This window comes from Streptomyces sp. NPDC004126 (genome assembly GCF_050275515.1).
Taxonomy (GTDB): Bacteria; Actinomycetota; Actinomycetes; order Streptomycetales; family Streptomycetaceae; genus Streptomyces.
In genome coordinates this window covers 45,880-62,747 of sequence record NZ_JBNNPF010000031.1, presented here as the reverse complement: position 1 = coordinate 62,747, position 16,868 = coordinate 45,880, and the positions used below count along the sequence as shown (strand labels likewise).

Sequence of the window (16,868 nt, the reverse complement as noted above, 5' to 3'; positions counted from 1 at the left end):
ACCGTCACGCTAGACCGGCTCCCCCGTCACCGGCGTCACCCCTGCGTAGCGTTCCCGGCGTACTCCCCTCGTAGTACACCGGGGTACCGCCGGGGCGGTCGTCCGTGCCCGGATGCGCCGGCGGCGGAGCGGCTCCAGGGTGGAGGCATGGAGCACGCGCCGATCGTCGTCCACCGCATCTCCCCCTCGGGCGGCCGCCGGGTCACCCTGCGCGTCCGGGACCGGGACGCGGCCCTCGGCACGGCGCACGCCGACGCGGACGTGATCGAGTTCCTGCGGCGCGCGGAGGTCCCGGACCCCGACGAGGTGGTGCTCGGCGGCGGGCCTGCGCTGATCGAGTGGCAGGGCGACGCCCCGCACGTGTACGAGGCCGGGCCGACGGACACCGACGTCCCCTGACACCGCCCTCCTCCCCCTGTTCAGGGCCTTCCGGGGCGTCGTTCCGGGGCCTCGCCCCCGGGGCCTCATTCCGGCCAATGCATGACACGTGCATGACATTTCAAGACGGCTGTGACACATTCCGTGGCGCACTCCGCACCGCCCTCGCACCACACCCCCACAAGGACGTGTCACAGAGGAGCGACATGATGCACCGTGCGAAGCTCGCCGTCGCCGCACTGGCCCTCGCGGCCACGGCCGGCAGTGTCACGAGCGCCGCCGCGTTCGGCACCACCGCCGACCAGAAGGTCGACGGCGTCATCGTCGTAGCGGGCAACACCTGCACCTGGACCAACGCCCGCACCAGCGCCAATCCCCCCAACGCCCTCACCGTCGACCGCACCAGCATCAACAAGCCCGGCGGGAACCTCGCCTGCGGCGGCGGCATCACCGCCACCCTCAACAACAACCCGTCGTTCACCTTCGGCTCCACCGGGGCCAACGCCCTCACCGACCTGATCGACATCACCGGCCAGCAGAGCTTCATCTCCTGCCGCTACAGGGCCACCAACATCCTGTGGGACCGCGACGCGGCGACCGGGAAGTACGTCAACCGCGCCTTCACCGCCACCAAGACCTCGGGCAGCTTCCTGTGCCCGGGATCCGTGACCACGGAGGCCGGCGGCGCGTCCATGCTCTTCCACTGACCGGCCCGCACCCGCCGGCACGGCACCGCCGTCCGCACCGGACGGCGGTGCCGTGCCGCGTCAGGGGGCACCACCCGATGGCCCCGACCGGGTCGCCGGGACCGCGGCGGGGCATGAGCATGGTGGGGAGTCCGCCCGGGTGAGGAGGCGCCGGTGATGGCCGATGCGCAGCCCGGACCGCCGTCCGGCGGCCCCGGAGCGGGATCTCCGGCGGCGGGCGGCCTGCTCGACGTGCTCGGGGTGGCCGCCGTGGTCCTGGACGCCGAGGGCCGCATCAGCCTGTGGAGCCCGCAGGCCGAGACCCTCTTCGGCTACCCGGCGGAGGAGGCCCTCGGACAGTACGCGGCGACGCTGCTGGTGGACGAGCGGGACCGCGAGGAGGTCCTGGAACTGTTCGCCCGCGTGATGTGGGGCCAGGGGGCGTGGGCGGGCTCCTTCCCCGTGCGCCACCGGGACGGCCACACGGTCCTCGTGGAGTTCCGCAACATGCGCCTCCAGGCCGCCAACGGCCGGCTCTACGCCCTGGGCCTGGCCTCGGAGCAGGCCACCCTGCGCCGGGTCGAACGGGACCTGGCCCTGTCCCTGCGCATGGTCGACCAGTCCCCCATCGGGCTGGCCGTCCTCGACACCGATCTGCGGTACGTGCTGGTCAACCCGGCCCTGGAACGCATCAACGGGGTGCCGTCCGAACAGCACATCGGGTACCGGATCGCCGACGTCCTGCCGTTCCTGGACTCGACGGCGGTCGAGACCGGCATGCGGGAGGTCATGGCGACCGGCGTACCCGTGCTGGACCACTTCACCACCGGCCAGATCTCCGAGGACTCCGGTGAACGGGCCTGGCTGGTGTCGATCTACCGGCTGGAGGACCAGGCCGCCCGGGTGATCGGCGTCGCGGTCTCGGTCGTGGACGTGACCGAACAGCACCGCGCGGCCGTCTCGGCCGCCCACGCCCGCCGCCGCCTGGCCCTGATCGCCGACGCCTCCGTGCGCATCGGCACCACCCTGGACCTGGACATCACCGCCCGGGAGCTGGCCGACGTCGCCGTCCCGGAGATCGCCGACATCGCCGCCGTGGACGTCCTCGACACCGTGCTGACCGGACCCCGGCCGGGCGAGGCCGCCGACGAGCAGGCCGTACGCTTCCGCGCGCTCGCGGTGAAGTCGGCGTACCGGACCCCCGCCGAGGCGGCGGCCGACCCCGTGGGCGACGTGGCCTCGTACCGCCCCGAGCGGCTGGTGGCCCGCTGCGCCCGTACCGCGCGGCCGGAACTCGTCCCGCACGTACGGCCCGAGGACCTTCCCCGCATCGCCCGCGACGAGGCCGCCGCCCGGCTGCTGGGCGAGGCGGGGGTGCACTCGTACCTGGCGGTGCCGCTGATCGCCCGCGGCCAGGTCCTGGGCACCCTCGACCTCAAGCGGGCCCGCAACCCGGTGCCGTTCGGCCCCGACGACGTGCTCCTGGCCTCCGAACTCGCCGCCCACGCGGCCGTGTCCATCGACAACGCCCGCTGGTACCAGCGCCAGCGCCACGCGGCCCTCGCCCTCCAGCGCCACCTGCTGCCCCAGCACCCGCCGGCGGCCCCCGGCCTGGACATCGCCTACCGCTACCAGCCCGCCGGCGCGGCCGACGAGACCGGCGGCGACTGGTTCGACGTCATCCCGCTCACCGGGGACCGCACCGCGCTGGTCGTCGGCGACGTCATGGGCAGCGGCATCAACGCGGCGGCGACCATGGGCCAGCTGCGCGCCACCGCCCGCGCGCTGGGCCGCCTCGGCCTCGACCCGGCCACGGTGCTCACCCACCTCGACGCGGCGACCGGCGACCTCGGCGAGGCCATGGCCACCTGCGTCTACGCCGTCTACGACCCCCACAGCCGGCTGTGCCACATCTCCACCGCGGGCCACCTGCCGCCCGTGCACCTGCGCGCCGGGCGCCCGCCCCGGCTGCTGCGGCTGCCGACGGCGGTGCCGCTGGGCGTCGGCGGCGTCCCCTTCGAGAACACCGCCGTCACCGTCGGCGAGGGTGACGAGCTGGTGCTCTACACCGACGGGCTGGTCGAGACCCGCGACCAGGACATCGACGCCCGCCTGCTGACCCTGACCGACCTCCTCGCCGGCCCCCACCGCCCCATCGAGGAGACCTGCGACCTGCTGCTGTCGGCGCTGCGCCGCCCCGACACCCACGACGACGTCGCCCTCCTCGTCGCCCGCGCCCTCGGCTGAGCGCGCCGGGCCCTCACCCGGGCGCGCTCCGCGAGCGGATCCGGGCGGCGAGCACGGCCACGTCGTCCTCGGCGTGCCGGGCGTCGAGGCCCGCGACCACGGCGTCCACGGCCTCCTCGGCCGTCGCGCAGGCCGGCAGCCGCAGCGCGGTGAGCCGGGCCAGGGAGCGGTCGATGTCCTCGCCCCGCCGCTCGACCAGCCCGTCGGTGTAGAGGACCAGGGTGTCCCCGGGTCCCAGGGGGTGGGCCGCCGACTCGTACCCGCCCAGTCCGGTGCCCAGCGGCGGCCCCACCGGCACGTCGAGCAGCCGGCCGGTGCCGTCCGCCGCGAACACGGCGGGCGGCAGGTGGCCGGCGCTGGCGTACAGGGCGGTGCCGCGCGCCGGATCGACGCGGACGAGCAGGCAGGTGGCGGCGCGCCGGGCGGCGTCGTCGGCGACGAGGGCGTCGAGCTGGCGCAGCACCCGGTGCGGGGCGAGCTCGGTGGAGGCGACCTCGCGCAGGGTGGAGCGGTAGGCGTTCATGTCCACGGCGGCGTGCAGGCCGTGCCCCATGACGTCGCCCACCACCAGCAGGGTCCGCCCGAAGTGCAGCCGGACGGTCTCGAACCAGTCGCCGCCGACCAGGGCGCTCGGCCCGACCGGCAGGTAGCGGCCGGCGACCAGCAGGTTCGGGTGGGGCCGGCCGGGGTCGGCGACGAGGGCCCGCTGGAGGTCGAGGGCGACGGACTCGGTCGCGGCGAGCCGCCTGGCGTGCCGGATGTGCAGGGCGGCGACGCGTGCGGCGAAGTGCAGGGCGGCGGCCTCCCGGTCGGTGAAGGCCGTGCCGGTGCGGACCGCGAGGACGGTGCCGTACGAGGTCCCGTGCCGGGCCAGCTCGACGGAGAGGCCGTGCACGGCGGGGCCGCCGGGCCGCAGCGTCCAGCTGCGCAGCGGGTGGCCGCCGTCCAGGGCGACGACCGCGGGCCGTACCGCGGGGCCGGGGGCGCGCAGCAGACCGGTGGCCCCGGCGGCGGCCACCCGTTCGGTGCGGCCGTCGGCGGTCAGGTCGACGGCCGCCGCGTCGCACAGGGTGCGGAAGAGGAAGGCGGCCAGTTCCCGGCAGGTGGTGCGCTCGTCGTCGGTGGTGCCGATGGCCTCCAGGGCCCCGTCCGGGTCCGGTGCGCGGCCGTCGCGGTCCGACACGTCTCCTCCGACCGGCGGGCGGCCCCCTGCGGGCCGCCGGTCGGTCCATTCCACCAGCCCCGGCGCGGCGGGGCCGGTGGAGCGCGCCGGAGGTCACCTCGCGGGGGTGAGCCGCTCCCAGAGGAAGGCGGTGACGAGGGCCTCGTTGAAGGCCGTCTGCCGGTGGTCGGTGGCGCCGGCGTGGCCGCCGCCGATGTGCTCGTGGAAGAGGACGGGGTGGCCCAGTTCGCGCAGCCGGGCGGCGGCCTTGCGGGCGTGGCCGGGGTGGACTCGGTCGTCCCGGGTGGAGGTGAGCAGGAGCAGCGGCGGGTAGGCGGGGCCGTCGGCGGTCATCCGGTGGTACGGGGAGATCCGCTCCAGGTGGGGCCGGTCGGCGGGGTCGTCGGGGTTGCCGTACTCGGCGGTCCAGCTGGCTCCGGCGAGGAGCTTGTGGAAGCGGAGCATGTCCAGCAGCGGCACGTGCGAGACCACGGCGCCGAACAGGCCGGGGTCGCGGGTGAGCACCGCGCCCATCAGGAGGCCGCCGTTGCTGCCGCCCTCGATGCCGAGCTGGGCGGGGGTGGTGATGCCGCGCGCGGTGAGGTCGCGGGCGACGGCGGCGAAGTCCTCGAAGGCGCGGACCCGGTTGGCGCCGAGGGCGGCCTGGTGCCAGGCGGGCCCGTACTCGCGGCCGCCCCGGATGCCGGCGAGGACGTACGTGCCCCCGCGCGCGAGCCAGGTCCGGCCGGTGACGGCGCTGTAGCCGGGGACCATGGAGATCTCGAATCCGCCGTAGCCGTAGAGCAGAGTGGGGCCGGGGCCGGGCCGGTCCTCGGGGCCGACGACGAAGTACGGGACCCGGGTGCCGTCGGGGGAGGCGGCGAAGTACTGGCTCACGCGGAGCCCGGCGGTGTCGAAGAGGGCGGGAGCCTGCCGCAGCACCTCGGTTCCGGCGGTCCCGGCCTCGCCGCGGGAGAGGGTGGAGGGCTGGAGGAAGCCGGTGACGTCGAGGAAGTACTCGTCGCTCTCGTCGGGGTCGGTGCCCCACGCGGAGGCGGTGGACAGCGGGGGTACGCCGTCCAGCGGGGCGCGGGTCCAGCCGTCCGGGCCGGGGGTGAGGAGTTCCAGGCGGGAGGAGACGTCGGCCTGGGTGGTCAGCAGGAGGTGGTTGCGGGTCCAGCTGTAGCCGGCGAGGGCGGTGCGCTCGTCGGGGGTGAACAGCACCTCGGGCTCGCGGCCGCCGGCCCGGAAGTCCTCGAAGTCGAAGACGAGCAGGCTGCCGGCGGGGTGGCCGAGCCAGGGGGTGCGCGGCTGGACGGTCAGCCACTGGCGGTGGACGCCGGCGCCGGCGTCGTCCGGTACGTCGATCTTCTCGGGTGCGGCGGCGGGGTCCTCGGGCAGCAGGAACAGCTCGCCGTTCCAGAAGTCGATCTGCCGGTGCACGAAGTCCCGTTCGAAGCCGGGGGTGTCGTCGTGCCAGCCGCTGGCGGACAGGTCCCCGGGCCGGCCCTCGTAGACCTTCTCGGCCTCGGCGAGGGGGGTGCCGCGGCGCCAGCGGCGGACCTGGAGGGGGTAGCCGGAGGGGGACATGGAGCCGGGGCCGAAGTCGGTGCCGATCCAGAGGTGGTCGGCGTCGATCCAGTCGACGCGGGTCTTGGCCTCCTCGACGGCGAAGCCGCCCTCGACGAACTCCATGGCGTGCAGGTCGAACTCGCGCACCACGCAGGCGTCGGCGCCGTCGCGGGAGAGCATGACCAGGGCGTGGCGGTGTGCGGGGCCGAGGACGGTGCTGCCGGCCCAGGCCCACTTCTCGCCCTCGGCGTCGGCGAGGGCGTCGAGGTCCAGGAGGGTCTCCCATGCGGGGTGCTCGGTGCGGTACTCCTCCAGGGTGGTGCGCCGCCACACGCCGCGCAGCCGGCCGGCGTCCTGCCAGAAGTTGTAGAGGTGGCGGCCGCGCCGGGTCACGTACGGGATGCGGCCGTCGTCGTCGAGGACCTCGCGCACCTCGCGCTCCAGCACCTTGAAGCCGGGGTCGGTGGTCAGTGCGGCGACGGTCTCGGCGTTGCGCTCACGGACCCAGGAGAGCGCGGCCTCTCCTTCCACGTCCTCCAGCCACAGGTAGGGGTCGTGGTCGTGCGGGCCGGCGGCGCCGGCGGGGGTCTGTTCGCTCATCCGCCGATTGTGCCGGACGCGGGGCGGGCCGGCGGCTCCCCCGGCCCGCCCCGCGTCCGTCGGGCTACTCGGCGGCCCGGTGGTGGAGGCCTTCGAGGAGGGCCAGGTCCTCGTCGGTGAGGCGCAGGGCGCCGGCGGCGACGTTGTCGGCGAGGTGATCCGGGTTGCCGGTGCCGGGGATGGCCAGGACGTGGGGTCCGCGGTGGAGGGTCCAGGCGAGGCGGACCTGCGCGGGGCTGGCCCCGTGGGCGCGGGCGACCGTCAGCAGTTCTTCGCTCTCGGCGCCGGCCGCGCCCTGCTCGCGGCCGGCGGCGGCGATCGCGAAGAACGGCACGAAGGCGATGCCCTGCTCGCCGCAGGAGCGTACGAAGGCGTCGTACTCGGGCCGCACGCCGATGCCGTACATGTTCTGCACGCAGACGACCGGCGCGATGGTCCGGGCCTCGGCGAGCTGTTCGGGGGTGACGTTGGAGACGCCGAGGTGGCGTATGAGCCCGGCCTCGCGGAGCTCGGCGAGGACGCCGAAGCGCTCGGCGACGGAGTCGGTGCCGAGGACGCGCAGGTTGACGACGTCGAGGTGGTCGCGGCCGAGCTGGCGCAGGTTCTCCTCCACCTGCCCGCGCAGCTGCCCCGGCCCCGCGTGGGCGGTCCACTCGCCGGAGGCGTCCCGGGCGGGGCCGACCTTGGTGGCGATGACGAGGTCGTCGGGGTAGGGGCCGCCGAGGGCGCTGTTGATGAGCTCGTTGGCGGAGCGGAGCGGGGAGAAGTAGAAGGCGGCGGTGTCGATGTGGTTCACGCCGAGGTCGACGGCACGGCGCAGGACGGCGATCGCCCGGTCCCGGTCACCGGAGGCGGCGGCCGCCTGGAGGGCCGCACCGTTCTGCGGCAGGCGCATGGCGCCGAAGCCGATGCGGTTGACCTTCAGGTCGCCGAGGGTCCATGTTCCGGACTCGGCCGCGGTGGTCGTTTCAGTGGTCATCCGGAGATGATCACATGTGCGGGTCGGAGCAGTAGGTCTCGGTCAGCCGGACGAAGGCGGGCTCGTCCTCGTGGCGGCCGTTCTTCTCGTGGACGACGCCGCCCCGGAGGATCGGGTAGACAGTGTCTACGAAGCCTGGTAGACACTGTCCATGACGATGGAACCGGATGCGCCGCTGCGCGAGCGGCTGATCGACGTCGGGGTGGAACTGGTCAGGACCGAAGGGACCGGCTCCCTCGGCCTGCGGGAGATCGCCCGCCGCGCCGAGGTCTCCCACGGCGCTCCCCGGCGCTACTTCCCCACCCACCAGTCCCTGCTGTCGGCCATCGCGCGGCGCGGCTTCGGCGACCTCGGCACCCGCTTCCTCGCCGCCGGGGCCGAGCGCCCCGCACCCCGGGAGCACGTGCGGGCGCTCGGACGGGCGTACGTGGGCTACGCGCTGGAGCAGCCCGGCATGTTCGAGCTGATGTTCCGGCACGACCTGCTGGACAGCAGCGGCCAGGAGCCCTCGGGCGGCCCCCGGCTGCGGGAACAGACCCTGCCGCTGTTCGGGCTGCTGACCGGGCTGGTCGGCGCCTGCGGGGCGGCGGAGCCGGAGGTGACCGCGGCCGCGCTGTGGGCGGGGCTGCACGGGGTGGCGCAGCTGTGGGGCTACGGCAGTCTGCCGCTGGTCATCGGCGCCGACACCGGCAACGGCACCGGCACCGGCGCGGACGACGCGGCAGGGCGGCGGCTGGCCGCGTTGGTGGACGCCGTCGTGGACGCGCACCTGGGGGCGGGGCCCGCATGAGGGAGCGGATGGCGCTGCTGGCCGGCGCGGCCGGGGCGATGCTCGTCGCGCTCGACGGTACGGTGCTCGTCGTGGTGCAGCCGGCCCTGCGCCGCGATCTGGGGGCCGGGGTCGCGCAGGTCCAGTGGACGAGCACGGCCTACCTGCTCGCCGTCGCCGCGTTCCTGGTCGTCGCCGGGCGTCTCGGGGACCGCTACGGCCACACCCGGCTGCTGGTGACGGGGGTGCTCGGCTTCGCCGCGGCGTCGGCGGGGATCGCGCTGGCGCCCGGGGTCGGCTGGGTGATCGCGCTGCGCGCCGTGCAGGGGGTGTTCGGGGCGCTGTTGCAGCCGGCGACGCTGGCCCTGCTCCGGCTGGCGTACCCGCCGGAACGCCTCGGCCGGGCGGTGGCGGTGCGGACCGCCGCGATCGGGGCGGCCGCGGCGGCGGGGCCGCTGGTGGGCGGGGCGCTGGTGGCGCTGCTGGACTGGCGGGCGGTGTTCCTGCTCAACGTGCCGGCCGCGCTGCTGATCGCCGCCCTCGCGCTCGCCGTACGGGTGCCCGCGCCGGAGCCGCCGGAGCCCGGGCGGCTGGGGCCGGCCGGTCCGGTGCTGCTCGCCGCCGCCCTGGCGGCGGCCGTGCACGCGCTGGCCGGCGTACCGCAGGACGGGTGGACGGCCGCGCCGGTGCTGCTCGGGTTCGCGGCGGCGGCCGGGCTCGGGGCACTGTTCGTACGGGGTGAGCGGCGGGCGGAACTCCCCCTCGTACCGGCGGCGGTGGCCCGGTCGCGGCCCGTGGCGGCGGCGGTGGCGCTGCTGCTGGCGGTGTCGGCCGGGATGTCCGGGGCGCTGTTCACGGCAACGTTCCTGCTCCAGGACGTACGGGGCCTCAGCCCGCTCGCCACCGGGATCAGGGTGCTGCCGCTGACGGCGCTGATGGTGGCCGGGGCGCCGGTCGCGGCGGCCGCGCTGCGCCGGTACGGGCCCCGGCTGACGGCGCTGGCGGGGACGGCGCTGGTGGTGCTGGGGATCGCCGGGCTGGGCGGGGGCGGCGGTGTGGCGTTCGGGGTGCTGGGGGCAGGGTTCGCGGCGGTGATGGTCACCGCCACCGGGACAGTGGTCGGCGAAGCCCCCGCCGGGTACGCGGGGGTGGTGGGCGGGCTCAAGCAGACCGCGATGAACGTGGGCCCGAGCCTGGGGATCGCCGTGGCGGCGGGCGCCGGGGCCGGCGCCGGCGCCGCGGGAGCGGCGGGCCCGCCGCTGGCGGCCCTGGCGGCACTGGCCGCGCTCGGCCTGGCGGCGGCCCCGCTGCTCCCGGGCCGGGCCCGGAAGGCCGCGCCGGAACCCGAACCGGCACCGGAACCGGCTTAGGCCGCAGGCGGGTCCGGCCCGGCGTGGGGGGCCGGGCCGGACCCGCGGTCAGGGGGTGAAGGTCCAGCGCTGCGCGGCGGCGCCGGTACAGGCGGCCCGGGTGAGTCCGGTGCCGTTGGCGGTGCCGGATCCCGCCGGGGTGAGGCACTGGCCGGCGCTGCGCAGGCTGCCGTCCGGGCCGGGCTGCCAGGTCTGGGCGGGCCCGGCGGCGCAGGCCCGCACCGTCACCTTCGCCGGGTCCGCGGCGTCGAGGCAGACCCCGCCCAGGCCGGTGAGGCGGCCGTCGTCCTGGAGGGTCCAGCGCTGGTTCGGGCCTCCGTGGCAGGTGTACAGGGTGGGTGCGGTGCCCGGTGTGGTGTCGCTGTGCGGCAGGTCCAGGCAGCGCGCGGAGGCCGCGTTGACGAGGGTGGCGTCCGCGGGGAGCGGTGCCGGGCGGCCGGTGAGGGTGATTTCGGCGGCGCTGGTCCAGGGGCCGCGCCCGCCCGCTTCGGTCAGGGCCCGCAGCCGGAGGTAGCGGCCGGTCCGGGGGGCGAGGGTGACGGTCTTGGCCGCCGCGGTATCGGCGAAGGTTCCGGTGGCGGCGGGGGTCCCCCAGTCGGCGGTGGTGTCGGACACGTAGACCTCGTAGCCGCCGATCCGGCCGTTGGCCCCGCCGTCCTGGCGGGGCAGGTAGCCGAGGCCGTCGACGCTGTAGCGGGCGCCGAGGTCGATCCGGATCTCGTGCGGCAGGGCCGCCGCCTTGCCGGAGGACCATGCGGTGTGCCAGAGGGTGGCGGGATCGCCGTCGAAGGCGTTGGCCGCGGCCCCGTTCTCGGCGGCGGTCTCCTGGCTGTCGGCGGAGACCAGGGTCCAGGCCGACTGGGAGACGGGCGAGGAGGTGACCGGGATCGCCTCGGCGGCCGGGACGGAGGTTCCGGTGGCGGTGACGCCGAACGCGCCCGTCTTCGTACCGGTCTTGACCCACAGGACGCCCGCGCGGTCGGCGGGGTCGAAGAACCAGCCGGTGGCGGCCGCGTCGTAGGCGGCCTTGTCGGCGAGGCGGGGCAGCGCGGCGCCGTCCGCCGTCAGGGCGGTGGGGGCGGAGGCCACGTGGAGGGTGAACTCGTAGCCGCGCGAGGCCCGCTGGCCGGCGTAGCTGCCGGTGGGGGCGCCGACGGAGACGGTCACGGTGCCGGAGCCGGCCGTCGGGGCGCTGACGTCGACGCGCTGGCGGGCGAAGGCGCCGGAGGCGTGGGCGCGGGTGCGGCCGTCGTCCTCGTAGAGGCTGAAGGAGGAGGTGCCGCGCGGGTGGATGTCGTAGGTGAGGGTGTCGACGGGCTTCTCGCCGGAGTAGTTCATCTGCGGCCACATCGGCACGACCGCCCCGCCCTTGACGAACAGCGGCAGGGTGTCCAGGGGTGCCCGGTAGCCGTTCAGCCAGCCGGGGCCCGCGTACGTCTTCCCGCTCCAGTAGTCCGTCCAGGTCCCGGCGGGCAGGTAGATGCCGTCGCGGACGGAGGTGTCGGAGACGACCGGCGCGACGAGGAAGGAGTCCCCGGCCATGAACTGGCCGCTGGTGAGGTTCCCGCGGGCGACCGGGTCGTCGGGGTACTCCAGGACCATCGCGCGGGTGCTGGGGACGCCCGTCTCGTGGGCGGTGCGGCTCATCGTGTACAGGTAGGGCATCAGCCGCATCTTCAGCTGGAGGTACTTGCGGTTGACGGACAGGTAGGGCTCCGCAAAGCGCCAGGGCTGCTTGTCCTGGTAGCCGGCCGACGGGTTGGCGGCGCCCCATCCGGACATCGTCATGAAGGCGGGGGTGAAGGCCTTCCACTGGAGGTCGCGGGCGTACGTCTTGGGGCTGCCGCCGAAGATGCCGTCGATGTCGCCGGAGGCGTAGTTGAGGCCGGACAGGCCCGCGCCGGCGATGGCGGGGACGTGCCAGCGCATGTCGTCCCAGGTGCCGTAGGTGTCGCCGGTCCAGACGACGGCGTTGCGCTGGGTGCCGGCCCAGCCGTCGACGGTCCACACGTAGCGGCGGGCGTCGGAGTTCTTCTCGATGCCGTCCACGGCCTGCTGGACGCCCTGGAAGGCGGTCTTGTAGCCGCCGCCGATCCAGGCCACGTCGGTCTTGACGCCCCGGCTGCCCGCGTTGCCCACCTCGTCGGCGATGGAGCCGAGTCCGGTGGAGGTCCACAGGCCGGTCTGGAAGCCCTTGGCCTTCAGGGCGTCGACGGTGGACTTCAGGGGTGCGGTGTAGCCGCAGCCGTAGCCGTCGTTGGGCAGGAACCAGCCCGAGGGCATGTCGGCGGCGCGGGCGTCGGCGGCGTAGCCGGCCACGTCGGGGGTGGTCTGGTGGCGCGGCCGGTCGTGGTCGCCCTGGTACGTGGGGTTGGAGGCGTTGAAGCAGTCGGCGTTGCCGAGTTCGAAGCCCCACATCGGTGCCATGAAGGGTTTGCCGCTGACGTCCGTGTAGGCGTCGAGGACGGACTTGAGGGAGTCGCCGGTGAAGTACCAGGCGTCGAAGCGGGTCTCGTCGTGGGTGAGGGCCGTCGGGGCGTTGAAGGCGTACGAGCCCGGGGCCCAGGTGTTGCGCATGACGCCGTAGTCGTTGGTGGACATGTAGAAGGGGGCGGGGCTGGCGTTGTCGTTCTCGCGCCACTTGTTGTCGACCGCCACGGGCACGGTCTTGTCGCGCAGCGCCCACTCGCCGAGGCGCAGGCCGGTGCCGTAGAACTGCTCGTCGGCGCCGCGGGCCAGGTACTGGGTGGTCTTGCCGCCGCCCCAGCTGGTGGGCTGGGTCTCCTGCCAGACGAGGGTGGTGTCGTCGGCGCGGTAGACGGAGAACCGCAGGGGCGATTTGTTGACCCGGATGGACAGCGCCCCGGTGGTGATCCGGAAGTAGCCGCCCGCGTCGGTCCAGTTCGCGTTCACGGGGCCGAAGTCGGTGGTCTGGGCCAGGTCGGAGCCGGCCGGGTCGTTGGTGAAGGCCCCGTCGGGCGAGAGCCAGAGGCGGAAGACGTCGGCGCGGGCGACGACCACGCGGGCCTTGGCCCCGCTGGAGGTGCTCACGGTGAAGGTGCCGCCCGACTGGGTCAGGCCGGTGGCCGTCCCCGCGGTGGCGGCCGGGGCGGCGGCCACCGCGCGGGCGGTGGCGGGCCCCGCCGCGGCGAGGCCGGCGGTCGCGAGGGCGGCGGCGAGCAGGGCCGCGAGGCGGGCCCGGTGGCGGCCGGGGCGGGCCCGGCGGCGGTGCTCGGGTGGGGGTTCGTGCCGGTCGCGCCTCAGGGACAGTCTCGTGGGACTCATCGGGCAGCTCCTCGTGCGGTCCGGATCGCGGACACACCGCCTTGGCATGCACCCGGCAAGATAGCGGACTCGGGCGGCCCATTTGAAGGAACCTGCTCGAAGTAGTCCGGTACCAAGCAGATTTGAGCACGAAGAGGCCCGGGCGGGAAGCCGTCACACCTGCTTCGCCGCCCGGGCCCGACCCGCCGCCGTCAGCCGGCGGCGGTGACGCGGATCTTGGACTGGCCGTGGCCGAGCTCCTCCCAGTCGTCCATGAAGCGGGCCTTCAGCCCGTGCCGGGCCGCGAGGTCGACGAGGGTCTGGGTGCGGTAGTAGAAGTCCTCGCGCAGCACCTGGTGTTCGGTGCCCTCGGTGCGGTCGAAGGTGAAGTCGAACCAGCCGCCGGGCGCGAGGACGCGCTCCACGTGCGCGAGGCACTCGTCGATGATCCCGATCGGCGAGTGGGAGAACACGCTGTGCGCGTGCACCACGTCGAAGTGCCGGTCGGGCAGGAAGTCCAGGGTCAGGTCCTGGGTGATGGTCAGGTGCGGGAGCTTGTCCTGCAACCCGCGCCCGGCCAGCGTCCCCTTGGCGGCTATGAGGATGTCGGGCGAGATGTCGATGCCGTAGTAGTGGCCGGTGTCCAGGTGCTCGATGAACCGCCAGCCCGCGCGCAGGTTGCCGCATCCGATGTCGAGCATGCGGTGGCGCGGGGTGAGGCCGTGCGCCATGAGGTAGTCGAACTGCATCTTGCCGAGGGCCAGCCAGCGGTCGTGGGTCTGGCTGCCGACGGCGGCCTCCGGGTTGCGGCCGGTGTCGGAGGCCATGACGGCGCGGTAGTAGCCCACGTGGTCGGGGTGCTTGAGGCGCAGCCAGCGGTCGCGCGCGGCACGGCGTACGTACGGGGCGATGCGGGTCGGGTTGCCCAGCGCGTAGCGGACCTTGTGGCCGAGGCCGGCCCGGTTGGCGGTGAGGTTCTTCTTGGTGGCCATGAGGGGTCCCCCAGGAGTGCGGACGGAACGGTGGTCGGGCGCGGGGCGGTCGCGGGCGCGGCGGTCAGGCCGTGCGGCGGCGCAGCACGAGGAGGGTCAGGCCCACGAGTACGGCGGCGGCCCCGAGGTAGAGGGCGGTGTCGATCCACTGGAAGGTCCAGAAGTCGCCGCTGGGATAGACCTTGTGGTAGCGGCCGGTGAAGCCGTGCTCGGCCATGCACGCCCGCATCTCGTCGCCGGACGTCTGGCAGAACCGCATGATCGGGTACTCGCGGCCGTCGGGCGTGATGTAGCCGAACTGCCCGGTGGACCAGGCACTGCCGACGAGCCGCTTCGGGGTGTCGCCGGGGGTGATCCGGGTCTCGGGGGCGATCCACGAGGTGCGGAAGAACGTCACGAACACCATCGCGGTGCCGATCGCGGCCACGGCCGCACCCATGGCGGGCAGCGTCCGCCGCACCAGGAGGCCCGCGAGGGTGCCGGCGGCGAGGCCGAACAGGGCGCAGGCCAGCGGGGCCGGGCCGGTCGCGTTGTAGACCGCGGCGTCGTGCCAGTAGGGGCCGTCGAGGGTGTTGGCGATGGGCAGCCACCACCAGGCGACGAGCGCTCCGACGACGGCCGCGACGAGTACGGCGACCAGCGCCGCGAGGCCGAACCGGGCCGCGAACCAGCGGCGCGGGCCCACGCCCTGGGTGAGGGCCAGCTTGAACGTGCCCGTCTCCAGCTCCCGGCCGATGAGCGGGGCGCCCCAGAACACGCCGATCAGCGCCGGGACCGCGATGCCGAGGGCGCCGAGCGCGCGGATGCCGTCGGAGTTGCCCTGCATGATCTGGAAGGTGGCGGGGCTCTCGCAGCCCCCGTTCCAGCCGGGGCAGGGCACCCAGCCGGTGGCGTCGATCAGTTCCGCCATCTCGGAGCGCCGGTACGCCACGTACGCCGCGCAGAGCGCCAGCAGGGCGAACGCGGACAGGATCATCAGGCGCTGCTGGCGCCAGGCCAGCCACAGGACGCCCTTCATGCGGCGGCCTCCTCGTCGGCGGCGGGGCGGGGGGCGCGGAGGTGGGCGAGCAAGAGGGTTTCCAGGGAGGGGGTCTCGGTGATCCAGCGGCCGTCGTCGGCCGGCGGGGGCGTACGGACGAGCGCGGTGACCTGCCGGCCGCCGACCGCCGCGTGCACGACGCCGCCGCGGTCGATGGAGCGGGGCAGCCCGTCGGCTTCGGCCGGGTCGGCCCGGCCGGTGATCCAGGTGTGGGCCTCGCGGAGCTCCTGGACGTCGCCGCAGAGCCGGGCGGCACCGTCCTTGAGGAGCACCACGTGGTCGCAGACGTCCTCCAGTTCGGCCAGGACGTGCGAGGACATCACGATGCCGGTGCCGTGCTCGGCGGCCCCGGTCATCAGCAGGGCCATCACGTCGTGCCGGGCGACCGGGTCGAGGTCGGCCAGCGGCTCGTCCAGGAGCAGCAGGTCGGCGCGCTTGCCGAGTACGAGGGCCAGCGCGACCCGGGTCCGGTTGCCGCCGGACAGGGACCCGACCCGGGCCTCGCGGCGGATGCCCGAACCGGTGAGCAGCTGCTCGGCGGCGTCCTGGTCCCAGCGGCCGCGGTTGAGCGCGCGGCCCATGCGCAGGGTGTCGGCGACGGTGAAGCCCGCGTGCAGCGGCTTCTCCTGCGCGAGGAAGGCGGTGCGGCGGCGGGCCCCGGGGGTGCCGGGGGCTTCACCGAAGACGCGTATCTCCCCGCTGGTCGGGCGCAGCAGGCCGGCGGCGAGCTGGAGCAGGGTGCTCTTGCCGGCGCCGTTGGGGCCGACGAGGGCCGTGACGCGGCCCGCGGGCAGCTCGACGTCGCACGCGTGCAGGGCCCGGTGTCCGCCGAACTCCCGCCCGAGCCGGGTGGCCCGTAGTGCCGGCGCGTGGGTCGGATCGCTCACGCCGTTTCCTCTCTCGACTGTCCGGGCCGCCCGGGCCCGGAGGGGTTGAAGCTTTCGTCCACGGCGGCCGCGATGAGCGCCGTGATGTCCTCGCGGTCCAGTCCCTCTTCGCGGGCCCGCGCCATCCAGGCGGCCAGGGCCAGGCGCAGCGGCGAGTCGGGGGCCGCGCCGGGGTGCGAGAGGGAGCGGCGGACGAACGTCCCCGCGCCGGGGCGCGGTTCGACGAGTCCTTCGCGTTCGAGCTCGCGGTACGCCTTGAGGACGGTGTTGGGGTTGATGGCGGTGGCCGCCACCACCTCCCGGGCCGTCGGCAGCCGGTCGCCCGGTTCCAGCACGCCCAGCCGCAGGGCCTGTTTGACCTGCGTGACGAGCTGCAGATAGGTGGCGACGCCGCTGCGCCGGTCTACTCGGAACTCCATCCCTCCACCTCATTCCACTAACACGTTAGTGGAATAGTGCAGACTGAGTGAGGGCTCGTCAAACCGGCGGAGTATGACCGAACCGTCACAGCCCGCCGAGGCGGGAACGCGGAGGCCGGGGCGGGCATCTAGGTGATCGGCGCGCCGGTTACGGCCGCGCGGACGTGACGGCGAGAACCGGCGCAGCCCGGGTGTGAACAGCAAGGTGGGGCGTGGATGAAGGCGGAAACGGTGGCGAACGGTGCGCAGGCCGGGCGGAACCCGGAGGAGGGCGAACCGCTCCCCGACACCGGAGCCCTGGCCGGGCACGATCCGAAGGACACCGCCCCGGAACCGGAGGCCGATGCCCTGGCCGGGCGTGAACCGAAGGACACCGCCCCGAATCCGGAATCCGACGCCCCGGCCGGGCGTGAACCGAAGGACACCGCCCCAGAACCGGAATCCGACACCCCGGCCGGGGACGAGCCGAAGAGCGCAGCCCCTGAGCCGGCAGCCGACACCCCG

13 protein-coding genes and 1 pseudogene are annotated in these 16,868 nt (G+C 74.8%); 6 read left to right on the top strand and 8 right to left on the bottom strand.

Features of this window, described 5'->3' with window-relative positions; translation table 11 throughout:
• Window positions 1-147 precede the first annotated feature (147 nt).
• The 3 genes from ACQKM2_RS26395 (at window position 148) to ACQKM2_RS26385 (ending at window position 3,311) form a co-directional block, all read left to right on the top strand.
• Window positions 148-399 carry a hypothetical protein gene (locus tag ACQKM2_RS26395; RefSeq protein WP_427713990.1) on the top strand — a complete coding sequence of 84 codons (252 nt, stop codon included), beginning with the start codon at window positions 148-150 and terminating at the stop codon, window positions 397-399.
• Between the two features lie 185 nt (window positions 400-584).
• Window positions 585-1,085, top strand: a complete 501-nt coding sequence (locus tag ACQKM2_RS26390) for a hypothetical protein (RefSeq protein WP_427713987.1) — start codon at window positions 585-587, stop codon at window positions 1,083-1,085.
• 156 nt (window positions 1,086-1,241) lie between these two features.
• A complete protein-coding gene (locus ACQKM2_RS26385) occupies window positions 1,242-3,311 on the top strand; it encodes a SpoIIE family protein phosphatase (RefSeq protein WP_427713985.1) in 2,070 nt (689 codons plus the stop codon).
• Between the two features lie 13 nt (window positions 3,312-3,324).
• On the opposite strand, the gene ACQKM2_RS26380 is transcribed toward ACQKM2_RS26385, so the two are convergent.
• From ACQKM2_RS26380 to ACQKM2_RS26370, 3 genes are all read right to left on the bottom strand, one after another.
• Entirely contained in the window at window positions 3,325-4,494 is a 1,170-nt protein-coding gene (locus tag ACQKM2_RS26380) for a PP2C family protein-serine/threonine phosphatase (protein WP_427713982.1), read from the bottom strand.
• A 93-nt stretch (window positions 4,495-4,587) separates the two neighbouring features.
• Window positions 4,588-6,645, bottom strand: coding sequence for a prolyl oligopeptidase family serine peptidase (locus tag ACQKM2_RS26375; RefSeq protein WP_427713979.1), 2,058 nt, complete (start codon window positions 6,643-6,645; stop codon window positions 4,588-4,590).
• 64 nt (window positions 6,646-6,709) lie between these two features.
• The gene (locus ACQKM2_RS26370; protein ID WP_427713977.1) at window positions 6,710-7,624 is read right to left on the bottom strand and encodes an oxidoreductase; all 915 of its coding nucleotides are present in this window, start codon (window positions 7,622-7,624) and stop codon (window positions 6,710-6,712) included.
• Window positions 7,625-7,781: 157 nt separating this feature from the next.
• Here ACQKM2_RS26370 and ACQKM2_RS26365 point away from each other — a divergent pair, with 157 nt between their 5' ends.
• Both ACQKM2_RS26365 and ACQKM2_RS26360 read left to right on the top strand, forming a co-directional pair.
• Complete coding sequence (locus ACQKM2_RS26365; protein ID WP_427714080.1) at window positions 7,782-8,414, top strand: TetR/AcrR family transcriptional regulator; 633 nt, start codon at window positions 7,782-7,784, stop codon at window positions 8,412-8,414.
• Window positions 8,411-9,763 carry an MFS transporter gene (locus tag ACQKM2_RS26360; RefSeq protein ID WP_427713974.1) on the top strand — a complete coding sequence of 451 codons (1,353 nt, stop codon included), beginning with the start codon at window positions 8,411-8,413 and terminating at the stop codon, window positions 9,761-9,763. Before ACQKM2_RS26365 ends, ACQKM2_RS26360 begins: the two co-directional genes overlap by 4 nt.
• Window positions 9,764-9,811: 48 nt before the next feature.
• Here ACQKM2_RS26360 and ACQKM2_RS26355 read toward each other — a convergent pair whose 3' ends face one another.
• The 5 genes from ACQKM2_RS26355 to ACQKM2_RS26335 all read right to left on the bottom strand — a co-directional run bounded on the left by ACQKM2_RS26355 (window position 9,812) and on the right by ACQKM2_RS26335 (window position 16,364).
• Window positions 9,812-13,048 (bottom strand): TIM-barrel domain-containing protein, encoded by a 3,237-nt coding sequence (locus tag ACQKM2_RS26355; protein ID WP_427713972.1) that lies wholly within the window; start codon window positions 13,046-13,048, stop codon window positions 9,812-9,814.
• A 191-nt stretch (window positions 13,049-13,239) separates the two neighbouring features.
• A complete protein-coding gene (locus tag ACQKM2_RS26350; protein ID WP_427713969.1) occupies window positions 13,240-14,019 on the bottom strand; it encodes a class I SAM-dependent methyltransferase in 780 nt (259 codons plus the stop codon).
• A gap of 64 nt (window positions 14,020-14,083) precedes the next feature.
• Window positions 14,084-15,037, bottom strand: a complete 954-nt coding sequence (locus ACQKM2_RS26345) for a transporter (RefSeq protein ID WP_427713968.1) — start codon at window positions 15,035-15,037, stop codon at window positions 14,084-14,086.
• Window positions 15,034-15,945: an ABC transporter ATP-binding protein gene (locus tag ACQKM2_RS26340; RefSeq protein ID WP_427713966.1), complete on the bottom strand. Its 912-nt coding sequence runs from the start codon at window positions 15,943-15,945 to the stop codon at window positions 15,034-15,036. Before ACQKM2_RS26340 ends, ACQKM2_RS26345 begins: the two co-directional genes overlap by 4 nt.
• Window positions 15,942-16,364: a GntR family transcriptional regulator gene (locus ACQKM2_RS26335; protein WP_362462279.1), complete on the bottom strand. Its 423-nt coding sequence runs from the start codon at window positions 16,362-16,364 to the stop codon at window positions 15,942-15,944. The genes ACQKM2_RS26340 and ACQKM2_RS26335 overlap by 4 nt, the downstream gene beginning before the upstream one ends.
• A gap of 216 nt (window positions 16,365-16,580) precedes the next feature.
• Here ACQKM2_RS26335 and ACQKM2_RS26330 point away from each other — a divergent pair.
• Window positions 16,581-16,868, top strand: a pseudogene (locus ACQKM2_RS26330) (hypothetical protein); the annotation flags it as partial.